The following is a 16609-nucleotide window of genomic DNA, read 5'->3' as shown; positions in this document are numbered from 1 at the left end:
GTCAAGGTTCCCTTGCATCGCAAGAAAAGCGGCGACACTCTGCATCGCAACGGGAGGAATCATCGATGAGACTGCACGCCCTGTCTGCCGGTCTGCTGGTCAGCCTGGCCGCCGCGCCCGCCCAGGCCAATCCTGCGCCACAGCCAAAATCGGCCAGTCCAGCGACCGCAGCGCGCCAAGCTGAGGTTGCCGGAGCCCTGCCGGCCGAAGATGGCCGTGATGCCGACTTTGCCGCACGCGGCTTCATCGCGACGCGCACCGACCCGCTCATCGTCAATGCCAAGGGCCGACAGGTGTGGCGCAGCGATGCCTATGCCTTTGTCGAGGGGGCCGCGCCGGCAACGGTCAATCCCTCGCTGTGGCGCGAAATGACGCACCTGAAGCGGTCGGGCCTGTTCAAGGTGGCCGATGACGTGTGGCAGGTGCGCGGCTTCGACGTGTCGAACATGACCGTGGTCAAGGGTGCAACCGGGTGGATCGTGATCGACCCGCTGACCACGCGGGAAACCGCAGCCGCAGCGATGGAACTGGTCAACGCGCAACTGGGTCAACGCCCGGTCAGCGCGGTGATCTACAGCCATAGTCACGCCGATCACTTCGGCGGGGTGCGCGGCGTCATCGACGAGGCAGACGCGGCGGCGCGCAAGGTGCCGATCCTTGCCCCTGCCCGCTTTCTCGAGGAATCTGCGTCGGAAAACATCATGGCCGGGGCCGCGATGGGCCGCCGCGCCAATTACCAGTTCGGTGCCGGGCTTTTTCCCGGGCCGACAGGCCAGATGGGCAGCGGTATCGGCATGGGCGTTGCCGCGGGCGAAATCACCCTGATCGCCCCGACCGACACCATCGCAAATACCGGTGAGACCCGGACGATCGACGGTGTGCCGCTGGAATTCCAGATCGTTTCGGGCAGTGAGGCACCGTCCGAACTCAACGTCTATATCGCTCCGGCCAAGGCGTTCCTGTCGGCCGAGATGTCGACTTGTTCGCTGCACAACATCCTGACCCCGCGCGGGGCCAAGGTGCGCGATACCCACGCCTGGGCCGGCTATCTGGACGAGGCCTTGCGGCTCTATGGCCAGCGCAGCGACGTCGTGCTGTCGAGCCATTGCTGGCCGCGCTTCGGCCAGGCCGAGGTTGCCGGGATGCTGGCGTCGCAGCGCGATAACTATCGCTATCTCCACGATCAGACCGTGCGCCTGATGAACCGCGGCGAGACGATGGTCGAGATTGCCGAGGACCTGAAGCAGCCCGCGTCATTGGCCGCGCAGTGGTACAACCACGGCTACTACGGCACCTACAGCCACAATTCGAAAGCCGTCTATCAGTTCTATCTGGGCTGGTACGATGCCAATCCGGCCAACCTCAATCCCTGGCCGCCAGCCGAGCGGGCGCGCAAGAGCGTGGCGGCAATGGGCGGCGCGAAGAAGGTGCTGACACTGGCGAAGCAGGCGATGGGCGCGGGCGACTATCGCTGGTCGTCTGACCTGCTGAGTCAGGCCGTCTTTGCCGATCCGGCCAATTTGGCCGCGCGCGCGATGCTGGCCGACAGCTTTGAGCAGCAGGGCTATCAGGCCGAAAGCGGGATCTGGCGCAACCAGTTCCTCTCCGCCGCGCGCGACCTGCGCGAGGGGTACAAGGCGGGCGCAACCAACACCCAGAGCGCCGACCTGATCGCCGCGGTGCCGACCCAGCTATTGCTCGATTCGGTGGCGACGCGGTTCGATCCGGCGCGCTTTGGCGGGCGCAAGCTGGCGATCAACCTGGTGATGCCCGAACGCAAGGAAACGGCCGGGGTCGAACTGACCGGGACAACGATGATCGCGCGGATGGAACCCGCCAGCAATGCCGGGGTTACCATCACCGCACCGCGGCGCTTGCTGCTGGCGCTGCTGTTCCTTAAACTTCCGCTCGAGCAACTCGAAATGGGCGGATTGAAGATCGAGGGCGACCGGGCCGCGGCCCAGGCCTGGCTCGACGCGCTCGATCCGCTTACTGCCGGGTTCAACATCGCCGAACCCTGACCCTGAAAGGCCATTCAATGAAAACGCGCACACTCGGCAAGAGCGGTCTGAACGTTTCCGCCCTCGGGCTTGGCTGCATGGGCATGAGCTGGGCCTATGGCGCCGCGCCCGACAAGGCGGCGATGATCGCGGTATTGCGCCAGGCGGTCGAACTAGGGGTGACCTTTTTCGACACTGCCGAGGTCTATGGCCCCTTCGCCAATGAGGAGCTGCTCGGCGAAGCGCTGGAACCGCTGCGCGACGGGGTGGTGATTGCCACCAAGTTCGGCTTCGACCTGACCGCCGATCCCGCCCAGGGGCCCAAGGCGGACAGCCGGCCTGAGCATATCCGCGATGTCGTCGATGCGTCGCTCAAGCGGCTGCGGACCGACCGGATCGACCTGCTCTATCAGCACCGGGTCGACCCGGCAGTGCCGATCGAGGACGTCGCCGGCACCGTCGGCGAGCTGATCCGCGCCGGCAAGGTCAAGCATTTCGGCCTGTCCGAGGCCGGTGCCCAGACCATCCGCAAGGCCCATGCGGTGCAGCCGGTAACCGCCCTGCAAAGCGAATATTCGCTATGGCAGCGCGAGGTCGAGGGCGAAATCCTCCCCACCCTGCGCGAGCTGGGCATCGGTTTCGTGCCCTACAGCCCGCTGGGCCGCGGCTTCCTCACCGGGGCGATCACCGCCGACACCGTGTTCGACAAGAACGATTTCCGCGCCCGTCTGCCCCGCTTCCAGCAGGACGCGGTGGCGGCAAACCAGGCACTGGTCGATCTGGTGCGGGATATCGCCGGGCCGCTGGGGGCAACCTCGGCGCAGGTCGCGCTGGCGTGGTTGCTCGCCCAGGGCGAAGACGTGGTGCCGATCCCCGGAACGACCAAGCTGGCGCGGCTGGAGGAAAACCTCGGCGCGATCGAGCTGTCGCTCAGCGCGGAAGACCTGACCGCGCTCGATACCGCGAGCCGCGCGGTCGAGATCGTCGGCGCGCGCTATCTTCCGGCAATGGAGGCGATGACCGGGCGCTAGAAGTCGCCGCGTTCCTTGCGGATCGTGTACCACTTCTCGACGTTGGCATTGTGTTCTTCCAGCGTGGCGGCAAAGGCGTGGCCGCCGGTGCCGTCCGCCACCATGTAGAGCGCGTCGGTCTTGGCCGGGTTGAGCACCGCGGCGATGCTGGCCCGGCCGGGGTTGGTGATCGGCCCCTTGGGCAGCCCGACCATGGCATAGGTGTTGTAATCGTTGACCGCCTGGATTTCCGACTGGCGGATGCGGCGGCCCAGCGGTTTGCCCTTGGTGATCGGGTAGATGATCGTCGGATCGGCCTGGAGCATGATCCCCTGCTTGAGCCGATTGGAATAGAGCCCGGCAACAATCTCGCGCTCCGACGGCTTGCCGGTTTCTTTCTCGACGATCGAGGCCAGCGCCAGCGCGGCTTCGGGCGTTGCCACGGCGGTGCGGTCGCTGCGCTTGGCCCATAGTTCGGCCAGGGTCCGCTGCATCGCGGTCTGCATCCGCAGCAGCACGGCCTGGCGGCTCTCGCCCTTTTCGACTTCGTAGGTGTCAGGCAGGATCGAGCCTTCGGCCGGCACCTCGATGCTGCCGGTCAGGTTGGGCTGGGCCATCAGCCGTTCGTAGACCATGATCGAGGGCATGCCTTCGGGCACGGTGACGAAGCGGCGCAACACTTCGTCGCCCTGGATGATGCGCAGGATCTTGCTGGCGCTCGCGCCCTTGGGCAGCAGGAATTCGCCCGCCTTGATCGGCGCGCCGCCCGACAGGATCCGCGCGCGCAGCTTAAAGGCGCTGGCCGATGAAATCGCGCCTTCATCCTCAAGCTTGGCGGCGACTGAACCCAGGCTGGCCTTGTCGGGCACGATGAAGGCGGTGTCCTTGGCCAATGGCCCCGCAGCATACCAGCCGCCGAAGAACCAGCCCAGCGCGCCCAGCACCAGGACCGCGGCAAGGATGACCGGCAGGCACCCCCGCCGCGAACCAAGCATTATTCTTCGAACGCCTTGACGATTACCGCGGCATTGGTGCCGCCAAAGCCGAACGAGTTGTTGAGCGCGGCACGCACCTGACGCTTGCGCGCCTTGTGCGGGACCAGGTCGACGCCTTCGGTGCCCTCGTCGGGATTGTCGAGATTCAGCGTCGGCGGGACAATCTGGTCACGGATCGCCAGGATGCAAAAGATCGTCTCGACCGCGCCGGCCCCGCCCAGCAGGTGACCGATCGCCGACTTGGTGCTGCTCATCGAAGCGCCGGTCAGGTCATCGCCGAGCACGCGCTTGACTGCGCCGAGTTCGATCGTGTCGGCCATGGTCGAGGTGCCGTGGGCGTTGACATAATCGATGTCGCCCGGCCCCATCCCGGCCTTTTTCAGCGCCATCCGCATCGCCAGTTCCGCGCCCCGCCCTTCCGGATGCGGCGCGGTGACGTGATAGGCATCGCCCGACAGGCCGTAACCGACCACTTCGGCATAGATCTTCGCGCCACGGGCCTTGGCGTGTTCGTATTCCTCAAGCACCACCACGCCTGCGCCTTCGCCCAGGACAAAACCGTCGCGGTCCTTGTCGTAGGGACGGCTGGCCTGTTCGGGCCGGTCGTTGAAGCTGCAGTTGAGCGCGCGGGCCTGGGCGAAACCGGCCACGCCAAGCGGGTTGATCGTCGATTCCGATCCGCCGGCCAGCATGATGTCGGCATCGTCGTCGCGGATCATCCGCGCGGCATCGCCGATCGAATGCGCGCCAGTCGAGCAGGCCGTAACCACGGCGTGATTAGGGCCCATCAGGCCATAACGGATCGAAACCTGACCACTGATCAGGTTGATGATCCGGCCGTGAACAAAGTGCGGGCTGACCCGCCCCGGGCCGCGCTCGTGGAGGTTGACCGATTCGAGTTCGATCCCCGGCAAACCGCCGATCCCGGCACCGATCGACACACCGGCACGCTCACGCGTCGCTTCGTCCATTTCGGTCAGCCCGGCATCCTCGATCGCCTGTCCGGCGGCATCCAGGCCGTAAACGATGAACGGATCGACCTGGCGCTGGATCTTGGGGTCGACCCGCTTGTCGGGATCGAAACCGAATTCGTGATCCTTGCCTTTCACTTCGCAGGCAATCGTCGCCTTCTGGTTCGAGGCATCGAAGCGGGTGATCTGACCCGCGCCACTCTTGCCCGCGATCAGGTTGGCCCAGGTGGTTTCGACGTCACCGCCCAGCGGGGTGACAAGACCAAGTCCAGTTACGACAACACGGCGCATTCGCATCTCCAAGGTTCAAAAATGCAACAGGCCCAGCCCGTTATGGGCTGAGCCTGTCAAAGGCCTTTAAATCCGTCAATCGCCAGGCCACGGCTTGGCGAAACAGGATGGCCAAAGGCCAGGGCGATCAGCCCTTGTTGTCGTCGATGTACTTGATCGCATCCGAAACGGTGCTGATCTTTTCAGCTGCATCGTCGGGGATCTCGACGCCGAATTCTTCTTCGAAGGCCATGACGAGCTCAACGATGTCAAGGCTGTCGGCGCCCAGATCGTCGATGAAGCTGGCGTCTTCGGTGACCTTGTCGGCTTCGACGCCAAGATGTTCGACGACGATCTTCTTAACGCGGTCGGCGGTGTCGCTCATGGTGTGTCCCTTCGTGAACGGCAGATAAACGGTTGTTGCCAAGCGCCCTAGAGAACGGCGCGGACTAAGGCAAGAGGGGGGCGATCAAGTTACCCTTTGGGCGGCTCAACGATACGTATGTGAAGCTCGCGCAGCGCCTTGGGTTCGGGCAGCGACGGCGCGCCCATCAGCAGGTCCTCGGCGCGCTGGTTCATCGGGAACAGCGTGATTTCGCGCAAGTTCTGCACCCCGCAGAGCAGCATCACCATACGGTCGACGCCTGCAGCCATTCCGCCGTGCGGCGGCGCGCCGAACTGGAACGCGCGGTACATCCCGCCAAAGCGTTCCTCGACGTCGGCCTGGCTCAGCCCGGTCAACTCGAACGCCTTGACCATCAGGTCGGGGTGCTGGTTGCGGATCGAGCCCGAGGCAAGCTCATAACCGTTGCAGACCATGTCGTACTGATAGGCCTTGATCGTCAGCGGATCCTGCGTCTGCAGCGCTTCCAACCCGCCCTGCGGCATCGAGAACGGGTTGTGGGCGAAATCGACCTTCTTGTTGTCCTCGTCCCATTCGTAGAACGGGAAGTCGATGATCCAGCAGAAGCGGAACGAATCCTTGTCGATCAGGTCAAGCTGCTCGCCCACGCGGCTGCGCGCTGCCCCGGCCAGCTTGGCCGCCTGGGCTTCGTTGCCGGCGGCGAAGAACGCGCCGTCGTCCGGGCCAAGGCCGAGCGAATCCCACAGCGCCGCCATCTTGTCGGCGCCGTGGTTCTTGGCGATCGGCCCGCCGAATTCACCGGCCTTGCGCGTGGCATAGCCGAGGCCGGCGTGGCCTTCGCTGCGCGCCCATTCGTTCATGTCGTCGAAGAACTTGCGGCTGAGACCGGCAGTGTTCGGCGCCGGGATCAGGCGGACCACCCCGCCCCCGCCAACGATCTTCTCGAACAAGCCGAAGCCTGAGGTCGTGAATTCGCTGGTGACGTCACGGATGATCAGCGGGTTGCGCAGGTCGGGCTTGTCGGTGCCGTAGTCCAGCATCGCCTGGGCATAGGGAATGCGCGGGAACTGGCCTGCGGGGGTCACCGCCTTGCCCTCGGCAAAGGTTTCGAACACCCCGGCCATGACCGGCTCCATCGTTTCCCACACTTCTTCCTGGGTGACGAAACTCATTTCCAGGTCGAGTTGGTAGAACTCGCCCGGCAGACGGTCGGCGCGCGGATCCTCGTCGCGGAAGCACGGGGCGATCTGGAAGTAGCGGTCGAACCCGGCAACCATCAGCAGCTGCTTGTATTGCTGCGGGGCCTGCGGCAGCGCGAAGAACTTGCCGGCGTGGATGCGGCTCGGCACCAGGAAGTCACGCGCGCCTTCGGGGCTGGACGCGGTCAGGATCGGTGTCGAATATTCGGTAAAGCCGATCGCTTCCATCCGCTTGCGGGTTTCGGAAATGATCTTGGTGCGCTTGACGATATTGGCATGCAGCGTCTCGCGCCGCAGATCGAGGAAGCGATAGCGCAGCCGCACGTCTTCGGGATATTCCTGCTCGCCCGCCACCGGCAGCGGCAGTTCCTCGGCCCGGCTCAGCACGGTCGCGCCGCGGGCATAGACCTCGATCGCGCCAGTCGGCAGGTTGGGATTGACCGTGGCCTCGCTGCGCGCCTTGACGTCACCGTCGATGGTGACAACCGATTCCACCCGCAAGCCTTCCAGGATCGCCAGCGCCGGGCTGTCGGCATCGGCGACGATCTGGGTCATGCCGTAATGGTCGCGCAGGTCGACAAACAGCACGCCGCCGTGGTCGCGCTTGCGGTGAACCCAGCCCGACAGGCGGATGGTCTGGCCGACTTCGGCGGCGGTAAGCGCACCGCAGGTGTGCGTACGATAAAGATGCATCGAAACTCTTTCCAATCGCCCCGCATTGGTGCAGGGGGCCATTCACTGAATGGCGCGGCTAACAGGCGATGGCCGCGTTTTTGTCAAGCCGCGGGCTCGCACGGGCCCATACAGAAAAGACCCATGAAGATACACCCACTGATTACGACGTCTGCACAGCTGGCAGACCTCTGCGCCCGGTTGTCGAAAGCCGATTTCATCTGCGTCGATACCGAGTTCATGCGCGAGAACACCTATTGGCCCGAACTGTGCCTGATCCAGGTTGCCGACGAGCATGAGGCCACGGCGGTCGATCCGCTGGCCAAGGACATCGACATGTCGCCCCTGCTCGACCTGCTGGTCGACAACGAGGACGTGCTCAAGGTGTTCCACGCCGGCGGCCAGGACGTCGAGATCGTCTACAACCTGACCGGGCGCACCCCGCACCCGATCTTCGATACCCAGATCGCGATGATGGCGATCAGCCAGAGCGAGCAGATCGGCTATTCCAACCTGGTCGAATCGTGGCTGGGGCTGCAGATCGACAAGGGCGCGCGCTTTACCGACTGGTCGCGCCGCCCGCTGTCCGAACGGCAGATCGAATATGCCATCGGCGACGTGACGCACCTCGCGAAAATATTCCCCAAGATCCTGAACCGGCTCAAGAAAACCGGACGCGGGGTGTGGCTCAACATTGAGATGGAAAAACTCGCCGATCCGGCCGGCTACCGCAACGATCCGGCGCTGTCGTGGCTGCGGATCAAGGCCGCCGGGCGCAATCCGGCGATGCTTGGCCGCTTGAAGGCGATTGCCCAGTGGCGCGAGATCGAGGCGCAGGACAAGAACATCCCGCGCGGCCGCATCGCCCGCGATGAAACCCTTGCCGATATCGCCAGCCACCCGCCCAAGAAGCAGGAAGACCTGGCCAAAGTTCGCGGGCTTTCCCCGGGGTGGAAGGATAACGAGATCGGCCGCCGTCTGATGCAGGCGATCGAGAATTCGGTTCCGCTGTCGGACGACGAACTGCCGCCGCGCACCCCGCGCGGCGCGCCCTTGGGCAAGGAGGGCGCGCTGGTTGCCGACCTGCTCAAACTCCTGCTCAAGATCCGCAGCCGCGAAATCGACGTCGCCGCGCGGCTGCTGGCGCGCAGCGAAGACCTGGAACTGCTGGCCGCGGGCGTGCGCCAGTTGCCGATGCTGGAAGGCTGGCGTTTCGAGGTATTCGGCAAGGACGCGCTCGATCTCGTCGAGGGCAAAATGGCCTTCGCGGTGGTGAACGGCAAGCTGAAGATGACTCACGTCGATGACATTGTCGAGGAGCCGGAGAGCGCCGGGTGAACAATTACCTGCCCACGCTCAAGCAGTTGCAATATCTGGTTGCACTGCACGAACATGGGCATTTCGGCCGCGCCGCTGACGCCTGCTTCGTTTCGCAATCGACGCTATCTGCAGGTCTGCGCGATCTGGAAACGCTGCTCGGCGTTGTCCTGGTCGAACGCACCAAACGCACGGTGCGGTTTACCCCGCTGGGCAACGGTGTAGTCGCCAAGGCGCACCGCGTGCTGCGCGAGGCTGAGGAACTGGGCGATATGGTCCGCTCGGCAGGCCAGCCGCTGTCCGGCGAAGTGCGGATGAGCGTCATTCCGACGATCGCGCCGTTCCTGCTCCCCCGCATGCTGCCGCGCCTGCGCCGCGAACGGCCGCAGCTGAAGCTATTCCTGCGCGAGGAAACCAGCGCGGCGGCAATCGAATCGCTCCACCACGGGCGCAGCGATTGCGTGCTGCTGGCCCTGCCCTTTGCCACCGGCGAGGTGGAGCGCGAGACGATCGAACTCGATGCGCTGTGGGTCGCTTTCCCCCGCGACGATCCACGCGATCCACCCGAGGAAATCAGCCCTGACCTGATCGACGAATCCCGCCTGCTATTGCTGGAAGACGGTCACTGCCTGAAAGAGCACGCCCTGGCTGCGTGCAACCGTCCCGAATTGCGGGCGAGTGCGACAATGATCGGCACCAGCCTGCACACGCTGGTGCAAATGGTCGACAACGGCCTGGGCCTGACCATGCTGCCCGAAATGGCGATTGACGCCGGCATCCTCAACGGCACCAATGTGGTCGCAAGGCCGCTCAAGAGCAACGGCGCCAACCGCGAGATCGCCCTGGTCTGGCGCAAGAATTCGCCCCGCAGCGACGAATTCAGACTGCTGGCCGAGGAATTGCGCGCCGGATGAGCGATCGACGACCCGCCAACCTCACCCGCAACGATGTCAGGGCTTGACCGTCGATCCGAACCATCCGCCGGCGTCATGGACCTCGGTGCGGCTGTTGCTGCGCTTGAACACGCAGATCTTGCGGTGAAAGCGGTTGGCCGAATCGTACCCGCGAACCAGACGGATCTCGACGCCGAGGGTGTCACTGGTCCTGATCTTCTGAGCCAGCACCTGCGGGCGAGCCAGTCCGCTCATTGCGATGCAGGCCCGGTTGACCCGCGTATCAAGGTTAGCCCAGCTTTCCGGCGTCGAGGCCCAGGCCGGCACCGTTGCAGCAAAGAGCGACGCTAAAACTATCATGGGACGTGCAAATTTCATGGTAGGCATTCCTCTGCTGGAAAGTGGCCGGGCAAGCTTGGGCTTCAGGTTGCGCGCTCATACCTGCACAAAGGGGAAGCTGGCATGATCGGAACGGTTCCGTTGGTTCTGCTCGGCATCGTGCTGATGGCCGCGATGCTGCTGGCCTATGAGGGCGGCTTGCGGCTGCATCGCTCGATTTCCCACCGCGCCGACGGCGGCAACAGCGAATCGAGCGACGAAGGCTATGTCCTGTCGGGGGTGTTCGGCCTGCTGGCGCTGCTGATGGCTTTTGCGTTCAGCCTTGCCCTGGGCCGCTTCGACGAGCGGCGCGCGCTGGCGGTGGCAGAAGCAAATGCCATCGGTACCATGGCCAGCCGGCTAGCACTTGTCGGTGCAGATCAGCAGCAGCCCTTGCGCCAGGCGCTGAGCGACTATGCCAGCGCGCGGGTCGCGACCGGCACGGCCGCGGACACGGCGCGCTGGGACCGACTTGGCCGGGATGCCGGGCAGCTGCATGACCGCTTTGGCAGCCGGCTGTACCAGGTCATCGCCAGCGGCCCGGCCGATGCGCGCACCACCTTGCTGGTCCAGGCCTATGACGATCTGGGCGATACCGCTGCGCTCCGGCGGTCGGCGCGCGCCGCCAGACTACCCGAGGCTGTGCTTGCGCTGCTTGCGGTCTACTGCATGGTTGGCGCGGGTATGCTTGGCTACACGATCGCGGCGAGCAGAGCGAAGCACCGCATCGCTTCGGGGATCTTCTTCCTGCTGCTGACCGCTGCCTTTGTCACCGTGCTCGATCTCGATCGTCCGCGCGGCGGGACCATCGTCGTGCCGCAAACCGAACTGGAAGACGTGGCACGGGCACTGGCTCGCCCGGCCTGATCAGATCGATCGGCATGAACTCATGGCGGCCTGGCCGGCAAAGCGCGCGGCAATCCAGTCAAGTGTGGGACCGGCGCTGTCGCGGGCGCTATGGGCATGGTCACCGCCGGGCAGGCTGAGCCACTGCACCCGGGTACCGCGCTGGCACAGCTTGCGGGCGAAGGCCCGTGTCACCGACGGGGCCACCACCGGATCGGACACACTCTGCGCGATGAACACTGGTCCCGGCACCTGCGCTGCACTGATGCTGTTCGACGCAGCAAAGCCCGACCACGGCGCCCGCGACCCGAAGTCGACTTTCTTTAACGCATTGCGCAGCGTGACGATGCCCAGGATTGTCCCCAGCTTCGGGCTCTTGTTCAATTCCACGCAATTGTTCTGCGCCAGGCGCGTGATGACGCCCTGGGTCGACTTGTTGCCCAGCGAGGAGAGCGGCGCGCCATAGTGTTTTGACCAGCTGTAGGAGGCATAAGCCGTGAGCATCGTGCGCACATTGGCGTCGCTCCCCAGCTTGAGGTTGCTGGCAAGATCGGTCGGCGGTGCGGCTGCGGCAATTCCTACCAGTGAGAGATCCGGGGCATAGCGGCGGGCGCGAATGCCCGTCCACAGCGCCGCGTGACCGCCCTGCGATTCGCCCCACACGGCAAAGCGCGACCCGGCATAGGCGCCGCTGATGCTGCGCGCGGCGCGGACCGCATCGAGCACCGAATTGCCGGTGTCGACGCCGACAAGATAGGGATGCGCGCCGCTGCTCCCCAGCCCCGGATAGTCGGGAGCGACAACCACGAAGCCGCGGCGGACCATATCGGTCAACCCCGGCGTGAACGTGAAAAAGTCGCTGCGCGCCGACAGCCCGCAGCGCTCGACAACGCCGGAGGTGCCGTGCGTCCATGCGACGACGTTGCGCGGCGCGGCAGGCTGGGCTTCGCGCGGGGCGACAACCATGCCCGTCACAGTTCGCGGCCGGTTGGCTGCATCGGCGGTGACATAGGTCACCCGCCAGGCCTGCAAGCCGCCGGGCGTATCGACGACAGGATCGGCCGAAACAAGCGTGCCGGCGGTTTGTGCAAGACCTGCCGAAGATGTTGCCAGGACTGCGCCAGCCAGAAACAGGCGAAATGAAGTTCGTGCGCGGTGCGACATGCTCAACCTCAACAGTTCGGTCGAACACAACAGCACAGAAGTGCCGGAAGCCCAATGCGTTCCCGCGCCGACTTCCCTTTAGTCCATATGCTTCAGGCCGACCCGCAGATAATCCCAGCCGGTAATCACTGTCAGCACCGCAGCGGCCCACAGCGTGGCCAGACCGACCGTGTGCGGCACATTCATTTCCAGCCCGCCCAGCTCCACGTTCCACCACGGCAGCGCATGGCCCAGAATCAGCGCACCCAGACATACCATCTGGAACGTCGTCTTCCATTTGGCCAGACGGCTGACCGGGACCGAAACCTGCAACCCGCCCAGGAATTCGCGCAGGCCCGACACCGCGATTTCGCGCGCCAGGATGATCAGCCCCGCGATGACATGGAGATCATTGACATAGGGGCCCGTCAGAACGCCCTGCGCAGCCAGGACCAGAATGACCGTGGCGACCATGATCTTGTCGGCAATCGGATCGAGAAACTGGCCCAGCTTGCTGACCGCGCCATAGGAGCGCGCGACATAGCCGTCGAAATAGTCGGTGATCCCCATCAGGCAATAGAGCCCGAAAGCCATCAGATAGCCCCACTCCCACTTCGGCCACCACAGCAGGAATGCCAGCAGTGGCAAGGTGACGATTCGCGACAGCGTCAGGATATTGGGCAGCGAGAGCATTGCGGCGGACCTTAGCGGCACAATGCCCCGTGCAAAAGAGTGCCAAGCCCTCTTGTCCGCAGGCCAAGTGCCGCTAGGGTCCGCGCCAGTGCCGGGCTGCCGCAAAGCGAGTTCATGACCACCCAGACCCATCTGATCCACAGCCGGCGCTTTCTGCCGCTGTTCGTGACGCAGCTCCTTGGTGCCTTCAACGACAACCTCTTCAAGAACGCGATGGTGCTTTACGTTGTCTACAGTGTCTATCAGTCCGAGAAGGCCGAAGGGCTGTTCAGCGCGGTCGCCTCGGGTGTGTTCATCCTGCCGTTCTTCGTGCTTTCGGCCATATCGGGACAGCTCGCTGACATGCGCGACAAGGCGCAGATCATCCGCATCGTCAAAGCGGCTGAAATCGGCATCATGATCGTCGGCGCTGCCGGTCTGTTTCTGGCGTGGAAGGGCCTTCTCGTCACCGGGCTTGCCATCCCGCTGATGCTGCTGGCGCTGTTCGGCATGGGCGTGCATTCGACATTCTTCGGGCCGATCAAGTACGCGATCCTGCCGCAGCATCTGCATGAGAACGAGGTTCTGGCCGGCACCGGGCTGGTCGAAGCGGGGACCTATATCGCGATCCTGGCCGGCACGATCGTCGCCGGATGGATTCCGGTCGAATGGGCCGCTGCCGGAGTCATCCTGACAGCATTGATCGGCTACATGGTCAGCAGGCAGGTACCCCCGGCCCCGCCCTTCCACGCTGCGGAACCGCTCGACTACCACTTCATTCGCGCCTCGATCACGCTGGTCCGCAACACCGCCCACGATCGCCGGGTGTTTCTGGCGATCATGGCAATCAGCTTTTTCTGGACCATCGGGGCGGTGCTGTTCATCCAGTTCCCGCCGCTCGCCAAGAACGTGCTGACCGCCAGCAAGGAAGTCGCCAGCCTGTTTCTGGTCATCTTCTCGATCGGCGTGGCGGTCGGCTCCCTGTCGGTCAACGCCTTGCTCAAAGGCACGGTCTCTGCCCGCTTCTCGCCGCCGTCGGTTATCCTGATGGGGGCCTTCGTCGCCGCATTCTACTTCGTCTGCCGGCAATGGGTGCCGCATCCGGAAAACGGGCTGATGGACGTGAACCACTTCATTTCCCAGCCGCTCGCGATTCCCTTGATGCTGGCGCTGCTGGGGATCGCCGTTTCCGGCGGGATGTTCGTGGTGCCGCTCTATGCCTTCCTGACGACCTTCGTCCACAGGTCGCAGACTTCGCGCACGATTGCCGCGAATAACATCGTCAATTCAGGAGCGATGGTGCTGGGTTCGCTGATCGCCACCGGGCTTTCGCTGGCCGGGGTGGCAATCGTCAACCAGCTGCTGCTAAGCGCAGCGATGTGCCTGGTGTCAGCCTGGATCGCCGCGCAACTGGTGAAGGCCGAACGCGCAGCGCTCTGATCTCAGGCGATGAACACACTGACAGCGATAAACGACGCGCAATAGGTCGCGGCCATGTCGCGGAGCATGGCGCGTGACAGGCCAGGCCAGCGCGGACGGCTGATAGCCGCCTCGTCGGTCAGACGGACATGGGCCGGAAGGCTCGCCAGGAACGGGTGCCGGGCGGCTTCGTCGGAAAGGACAAGTGCTCTTCTCATGGGCGTGAAGTTAAGACTTTCTTCACCATGCGCCAGCCGGAAAATCGTGGTTAATGAAAGGTTTCCCAGGCTGGGACAGTAACCATCCCCGGTCATCAGTTTTACGCCGCGTTGCTCCGCGGCGGCGCACTGGCTAAAGCGGCTGCATGACCCAAGCCAAGACCCTTACCGGCGGGCGCCTGCTCGTCGATTGCCTGATTGCCCAGGGCTGCGACCGGATCTTCACGGTGCCCGGCGAAAGCTTCCTTGCCGTGCTGGATGCGCTGCACGACAGTCCCGAAGTCCAGACCGTGATCTGTCGCCAGGAAGGAGGCGCCGCGTTCATGGCCTGCGCTGATGGCACAATGACCGGGCGGCCCGGCGTGTGCTTCGTCACCCGCGGGCCGGGCGCAACCAACGCCAGCATCGGGGCCCATGTCGCGTTCCAGGATTCGCAGCCGATGCTGCTGTTCATTGGCGACGTCGATCGCGGGATGAAAGACCGCGAGGGCTTTCAGGAGGTCGATTTCGGCCAGATGTTCGCCCCACTGGCCAAGTTGGTCCTGCGCATCGACGATCCCCGGCGAATCCCGGAATATGTCGCGCGGGCCTGGGCTACGGCGATTTCCGGACGGCCCGGTCCGGTGGTCATCGCCCTGCCCGAGGATATGCTGCTGGAAGAAGTTTCCGGCATCGTGCCGCGCCCTGCGGTCCACCGCCCGGCACAGGCGATGTGTCCCGATGCGATGGCCACGCTGATGCAACTGATCGGCGACGCCGCGTCACCGGTCGCGATCGTCGGCGGCGCGGGCTGGCACGCCAAGGCGCGCGAACACTTCACCACATTTGCCGAGCGGATCGGCTTGCCGGTGGCCGGGGCCTTCCGCCGACAGGACGCCGTTTCCAACGCCAGCAAGGTCTGGGCTGGCAATCTTGGCTACGGTCCAAATCCCAAGCTGGTCGAACGGATCAGGCAGGCCGATCTGGTTCTGGCAGTCGGCGCGCGGCTGGGCGAGGCGACGACCGACAGTTACACGCTGCTTACGCCCGATCATCCTGGCCAGATCCTGATCCATGTCCATCCCGATCCCGCCGAGCTCGGCCGGGTCTATCGCCCCGACCTGGCGATCTGCGCCGACATGGGCGAATTTGCCGAGATGGCCGCGCTGTGGGACGACGACGTGGTGCCGTTCGATGCCGGTGAGGCGGCGCATCTCGAATGGCTCGACTGGACCACGGCCAAGCCGGCCTTTTTTCCGCTCGACATGGCCGCCTGTGTTACCGCCATGCGCGAGACCTGGCCCGACGATGCGATCATCTGCAACGGCGCCGGCAACTTTTCAGGCTGGTGGCACCGTTACTGGCGCTACAACGGGTTCCCGACGCAACTGGCGCCGACCGCCGGCGCGATGGGCTACGGCGTCCCCGCTGCCGTTGCCGCAGGATTGCGCCATCCCGAGCGCCAGGTCGTCGCCCTGGCCGGTGACGGCGATTTCCTGATGAACGGCCAGGAACTGGCGACTGCGGTTCAGTATGGCTGCGATCTGACCGTCATCCTGATCGACAATGCGACATATGGAACCATCCGGATGCACCAGGAGCGCGAGTTTCCGGGCCGCATCTCGGGCACGGCGCTGCACAATCCCGATTTCGCTGCCCTGGCCCGCGCCTATGGCGGCTGGGCCGAGCGGGTCGAAACCACCGATCAGTTCAAGACTGCGCTGGCTGAATCGAGGGACCGCAAGGGCCTGCGGCTGATCCACGCGCTGATCGACGTCGAGCAGCTCAGTGCCGGCGGCGCGACCGTGTCGGGGTTGCGAGCGAAAGCGAAGGGTTAGGTAGGGCGTTTCGCAAGTTCGACGATATGCGCCCATTCTTCGGGTTTAACCCCGGATACCGATAGCCGGAACTTGGTGAGCAGTTCCATGTCGGCCAGCGCTGGATCGGCCTTGATTTCCTTGAGGCTGACCGGCCGCTTGAGTTTACGCACTGGCTTGACCTTGACCGAGGACCAACGCTCGGTCGGGTCGGTTGGATCGGGGAATGCCGCTTTGGATATCTTCGCGATACCAACGATTTCAAGCCCGATGTTCGAGTGATAGAAGAATACTTCGTCGCCCACCTGCATGGCCCGCAAGTTGAGCCGTGCGGTATAGTTGCGCACCCCGTCCCATGTGCCTTCGCCTTCTGCCACCAGGTCATCCCAGCTATAGACGTCGGGTTCCGATTTCATCAGCCAATAGGATTTGATTTTGGTCATGCC

16 protein-coding genes are annotated in these 16609 nt (G+C 64.4%); 7 read left to right on the top strand and 9 right to left on the bottom strand.

Annotation, left to right across the window (positions count from 1 at the left end; all coding sequences use genetic code 11):
* The first annotated feature begins 65 nt into the window (after nt 1-65).
* Both ACFFF7_RS06520 and ACFFF7_RS06515 read left to right on the top strand, forming a co-directional pair.
* Nucleotides 66-2021, top strand: a complete 1956-nt coding sequence (locus tag ACFFF7_RS06520; protein WP_379480570.1) for an alkyl/aryl-sulfatase — start codon at nt 66-68, stop codon at nt 2019-2021.
* A gap of 17 nt (nt 2022-2038) precedes the next feature.
* The gene (locus ACFFF7_RS06515) at nt 2039-3031 is read left to right on the top strand and encodes an aldo/keto reductase (RefSeq protein ID WP_379480569.1); all 993 of its coding nucleotides are present in this window, start codon (nt 2039-2041) and stop codon (nt 3029-3031) included.
* Here ACFFF7_RS06515 and mltG read toward each other — a convergent pair.
* From mltG to aspS, 4 genes are all read right to left on the bottom strand, one after another.
* Complete coding sequence (mltG, locus tag ACFFF7_RS06510; protein WP_379480568.1) at nt 3028-4005, bottom strand: endolytic transglycosylase MltG; 978 nt, start codon at nt 4003-4005, stop codon at nt 3028-3030. The two genes, ACFFF7_RS06515 and mltG, sit on opposite strands and share 4 nt — an antisense overlap.
* A complete protein-coding gene (gene fabF / locus ACFFF7_RS06505; protein ID WP_379480567.1) occupies nt 4005-5267 on the bottom strand; it encodes a beta-ketoacyl-ACP synthase II in 1263 nt (420 codons plus the stop codon). Before fabF ends, mltG begins: the two co-directional genes overlap by 1 nt.
* A gap of 127 nt (nt 5268-5394) precedes the next feature.
* Nucleotides 5395-5631 carry an acyl carrier protein gene (locus tag ACFFF7_RS06500; protein ID WP_379480566.1) on the bottom strand — a complete coding sequence of 79 codons (237 nt, stop codon included), beginning with the start codon at nt 5629-5631 and terminating at the stop codon, nt 5395-5397.
* 89 nt (nt 5632-5720) lie between these two features.
* Nucleotides 5721-7502 carry an aspartate--tRNA ligase gene (aspS, locus tag ACFFF7_RS06495; protein WP_379480565.1) on the bottom strand — a complete coding sequence of 594 codons (1782 nt, stop codon included), beginning with the start codon at nt 7500-7502 and terminating at the stop codon, nt 5721-5723.
* A gap of 123 nt (nt 7503-7625) precedes the next feature.
* On the opposite strand from aspS, the gene rnd reads away from it, so the two are divergent.
* Both rnd and ACFFF7_RS06485 read left to right on the top strand, forming a co-directional pair.
* Nucleotides 7626-8819, top strand: a complete 1194-nt coding sequence (rnd, locus tag ACFFF7_RS06490; protein WP_379480564.1) for a ribonuclease D — start codon at nt 7626-7628, stop codon at nt 8817-8819.
* Nucleotides 8816-9712 carry a hydrogen peroxide-inducible genes activator gene (locus tag ACFFF7_RS06485; protein ID WP_379480563.1) on the top strand — a complete coding sequence of 299 codons (897 nt, stop codon included), beginning with the start codon at nt 8816-8818 and terminating at the stop codon, nt 9710-9712. Before rnd ends, ACFFF7_RS06485 begins: the two co-directional genes overlap by 4 nt.
* A gap of 36 nt (nt 9713-9748) precedes the next feature.
* On the opposite strand, the gene ACFFF7_RS06480 is transcribed toward ACFFF7_RS06485, so the two are convergent.
* Complete coding sequence (locus ACFFF7_RS06480) at nt 9749-9946, bottom strand: hypothetical protein (protein WP_379480562.1); 198 nt, start codon at nt 9944-9946, stop codon at nt 9749-9751.
* 207 nt (nt 9947-10153) lie between these two features.
* Here ACFFF7_RS06480 and ACFFF7_RS06475 point away from each other — a divergent pair, with 207 nt between their 5' ends.
* Entirely contained in the window at nt 10154-10936 is a 783-nt protein-coding gene (locus ACFFF7_RS06475; protein ID WP_379480561.1) for a bestrophin-like domain, read from the top strand.
* On the opposite strand, the gene ACFFF7_RS06470 is transcribed toward ACFFF7_RS06475, so the two are convergent.
* Nucleotides 10937-12079 carry an alpha/beta fold hydrolase gene (locus ACFFF7_RS06470; protein WP_379480560.1) on the bottom strand — a complete coding sequence of 381 codons (1143 nt, stop codon included), beginning with the start codon at nt 12077-12079 and terminating at the stop codon, nt 10937-10939.
* 78 nt (nt 12080-12157) lie between these two features.
* On the bottom strand, nt 12158-12751 hold the full coding sequence (pgsA, locus tag ACFFF7_RS06465; protein ID WP_379480559.1) for a CDP-diacylglycerol--glycerol-3-phosphate 3-phosphatidyltransferase: 594 nt from the start codon (nt 12749-12751) through the stop codon (nt 12158-12160).
* A gap of 114 nt (nt 12752-12865) precedes the next feature.
* On the opposite strand from pgsA, the gene ACFFF7_RS06460 reads away from it, so the two are divergent.
* A complete protein-coding gene (locus ACFFF7_RS06460) occupies nt 12866-14170 on the top strand; it encodes an MFS transporter (RefSeq protein ID WP_379480558.1) in 1305 nt (434 codons plus the stop codon).
* A 2-nt stretch (nt 14171-14172) separates the two neighbouring features.
* Here the strand turns inward: ACFFF7_RS06460 and ACFFF7_RS06455 are convergent, their stop codons facing one another.
* Nucleotides 14173-14367: a hypothetical protein gene (locus ACFFF7_RS06455; RefSeq protein WP_379480557.1), complete on the bottom strand. Its 195-nt coding sequence runs from the start codon at nt 14365-14367 to the stop codon at nt 14173-14175.
* A gap of 146 nt (nt 14368-14513) precedes the next feature.
* On the opposite strand from ACFFF7_RS06455, the gene ACFFF7_RS06450 reads away from it, so the two are divergent.
* On the top strand, nt 14514-16184 hold the full coding sequence (locus ACFFF7_RS06450; RefSeq protein ID WP_379480556.1) for a thiamine pyrophosphate-binding protein: 1671 nt from the start codon (nt 14514-14516) through the stop codon (nt 16182-16184).
* Here the strand turns inward: ACFFF7_RS06450 and ACFFF7_RS06445 are convergent.
* Nucleotides 16181-16606 (bottom strand): EVE domain-containing protein, encoded by a 426-nt coding sequence (locus ACFFF7_RS06445; RefSeq protein ID WP_379480555.1) that lies wholly within the window; start codon nt 16604-16606, stop codon nt 16181-16183. The genes ACFFF7_RS06450 and ACFFF7_RS06445 overlap by 4 nt on opposite strands.
* Nucleotides 16607-16609: the final 3 nt, after the last annotated feature.

Source organism: Novosphingobium aquiterrae (assembly GCF_042434435.1).
Taxonomy (GTDB): domain Bacteria; phylum Pseudomonadota; class Alphaproteobacteria; order Sphingomonadales; family Sphingomonadaceae; genus Novosphingobium; species Novosphingobium aquiterrae.
This window is presented reverse-complemented; position numbering and strand designations above follow the sequence as displayed.

Coding starts and splice junctions, on each gene's coding strand:
- ACFFF7_RS06520 (WP_379480570.1), top strand. CDS start 66: ATGAGACTGCACGCCCTGTCTGCCGGTCTGCTGGTCAGCCTGGCCGCC.
- ACFFF7_RS06515 (WP_379480569.1), top strand. CDS start 2,039: ATGAAAACGCGCACACTCGGCAAGAGCGGTCTGAACGTTTCCGCCCTC.
- mltG (WP_379480568.1), bottom strand. CDS start 4,005: ATGCTTGGTTCGCGGCGGGGGTGCCTGCCGGTCATCCTTGCCGCGGTC.
- fabF (WP_379480567.1), bottom strand. CDS start 5,267: ATGCGCCGTGTTGTCGTAACTGGACTTGGTCTTGTCACCCCGCTGGGC.
- ACFFF7_RS06500 (WP_379480566.1), bottom strand. CDS start 5,631: ATGAGCGACACCGCCGACCGCGTTAAGAAGATCGTCGTCGAACATCTT.
- aspS (WP_379480565.1), bottom strand. CDS start 7,502: ATGCATCTTTATCGTACGCACACCTGCGGTGCGCTTACCGCCGCCGAA.
- rnd (WP_379480564.1), top strand. CDS start 7,626: ATGAAGATACACCCACTGATTACGACGTCTGCACAGCTGGCAGACCTC.
- ACFFF7_RS06480 (WP_379480562.1), bottom strand. CDS start 9,946: ATGAGCGGACTGGCTCGCCCGCAGGTGCTGGCTCAGAAGATCAGGACC.
- ACFFF7_RS06475 (WP_379480561.1), top strand. CDS start 10,154: ATGATCGGAACGGTTCCGTTGGTTCTGCTCGGCATCGTGCTGATGGCC.
- ACFFF7_RS06470 (WP_379480560.1), bottom strand. CDS start 12,079: ATGTCGCACCGCGCACGAACTTCATTTCGCCTGTTTCTGGCTGGCGCA.
- pgsA (WP_379480559.1), bottom strand. CDS start 12,751: ATGCTCTCGCTGCCCAATATCCTGACGCTGTCGCGAATCGTCACCTTG.
- ACFFF7_RS06460 (WP_379480558.1), top strand. CDS start 12,866: ATGACCACCCAGACCCATCTGATCCACAGCCGGCGCTTTCTGCCGCTG.
- ACFFF7_RS06455 (WP_379480557.1), bottom strand. CDS start 14,367: ATGAGAAGAGCACTTGTCCTTTCCGACGAAGCCGCCCGGCACCCGTTC.
- ACFFF7_RS06450 (WP_379480556.1), top strand. CDS start 14,514: ATGACCCAAGCCAAGACCCTTACCGGCGGGCGCCTGCTCGTCGATTGC.
- ACFFF7_RS06445 (WP_379480555.1), bottom strand. CDS start 16,606: ATGACCAAAATCAAATCCTATTGGCTGATGAAATCGGAACCCGACGTC.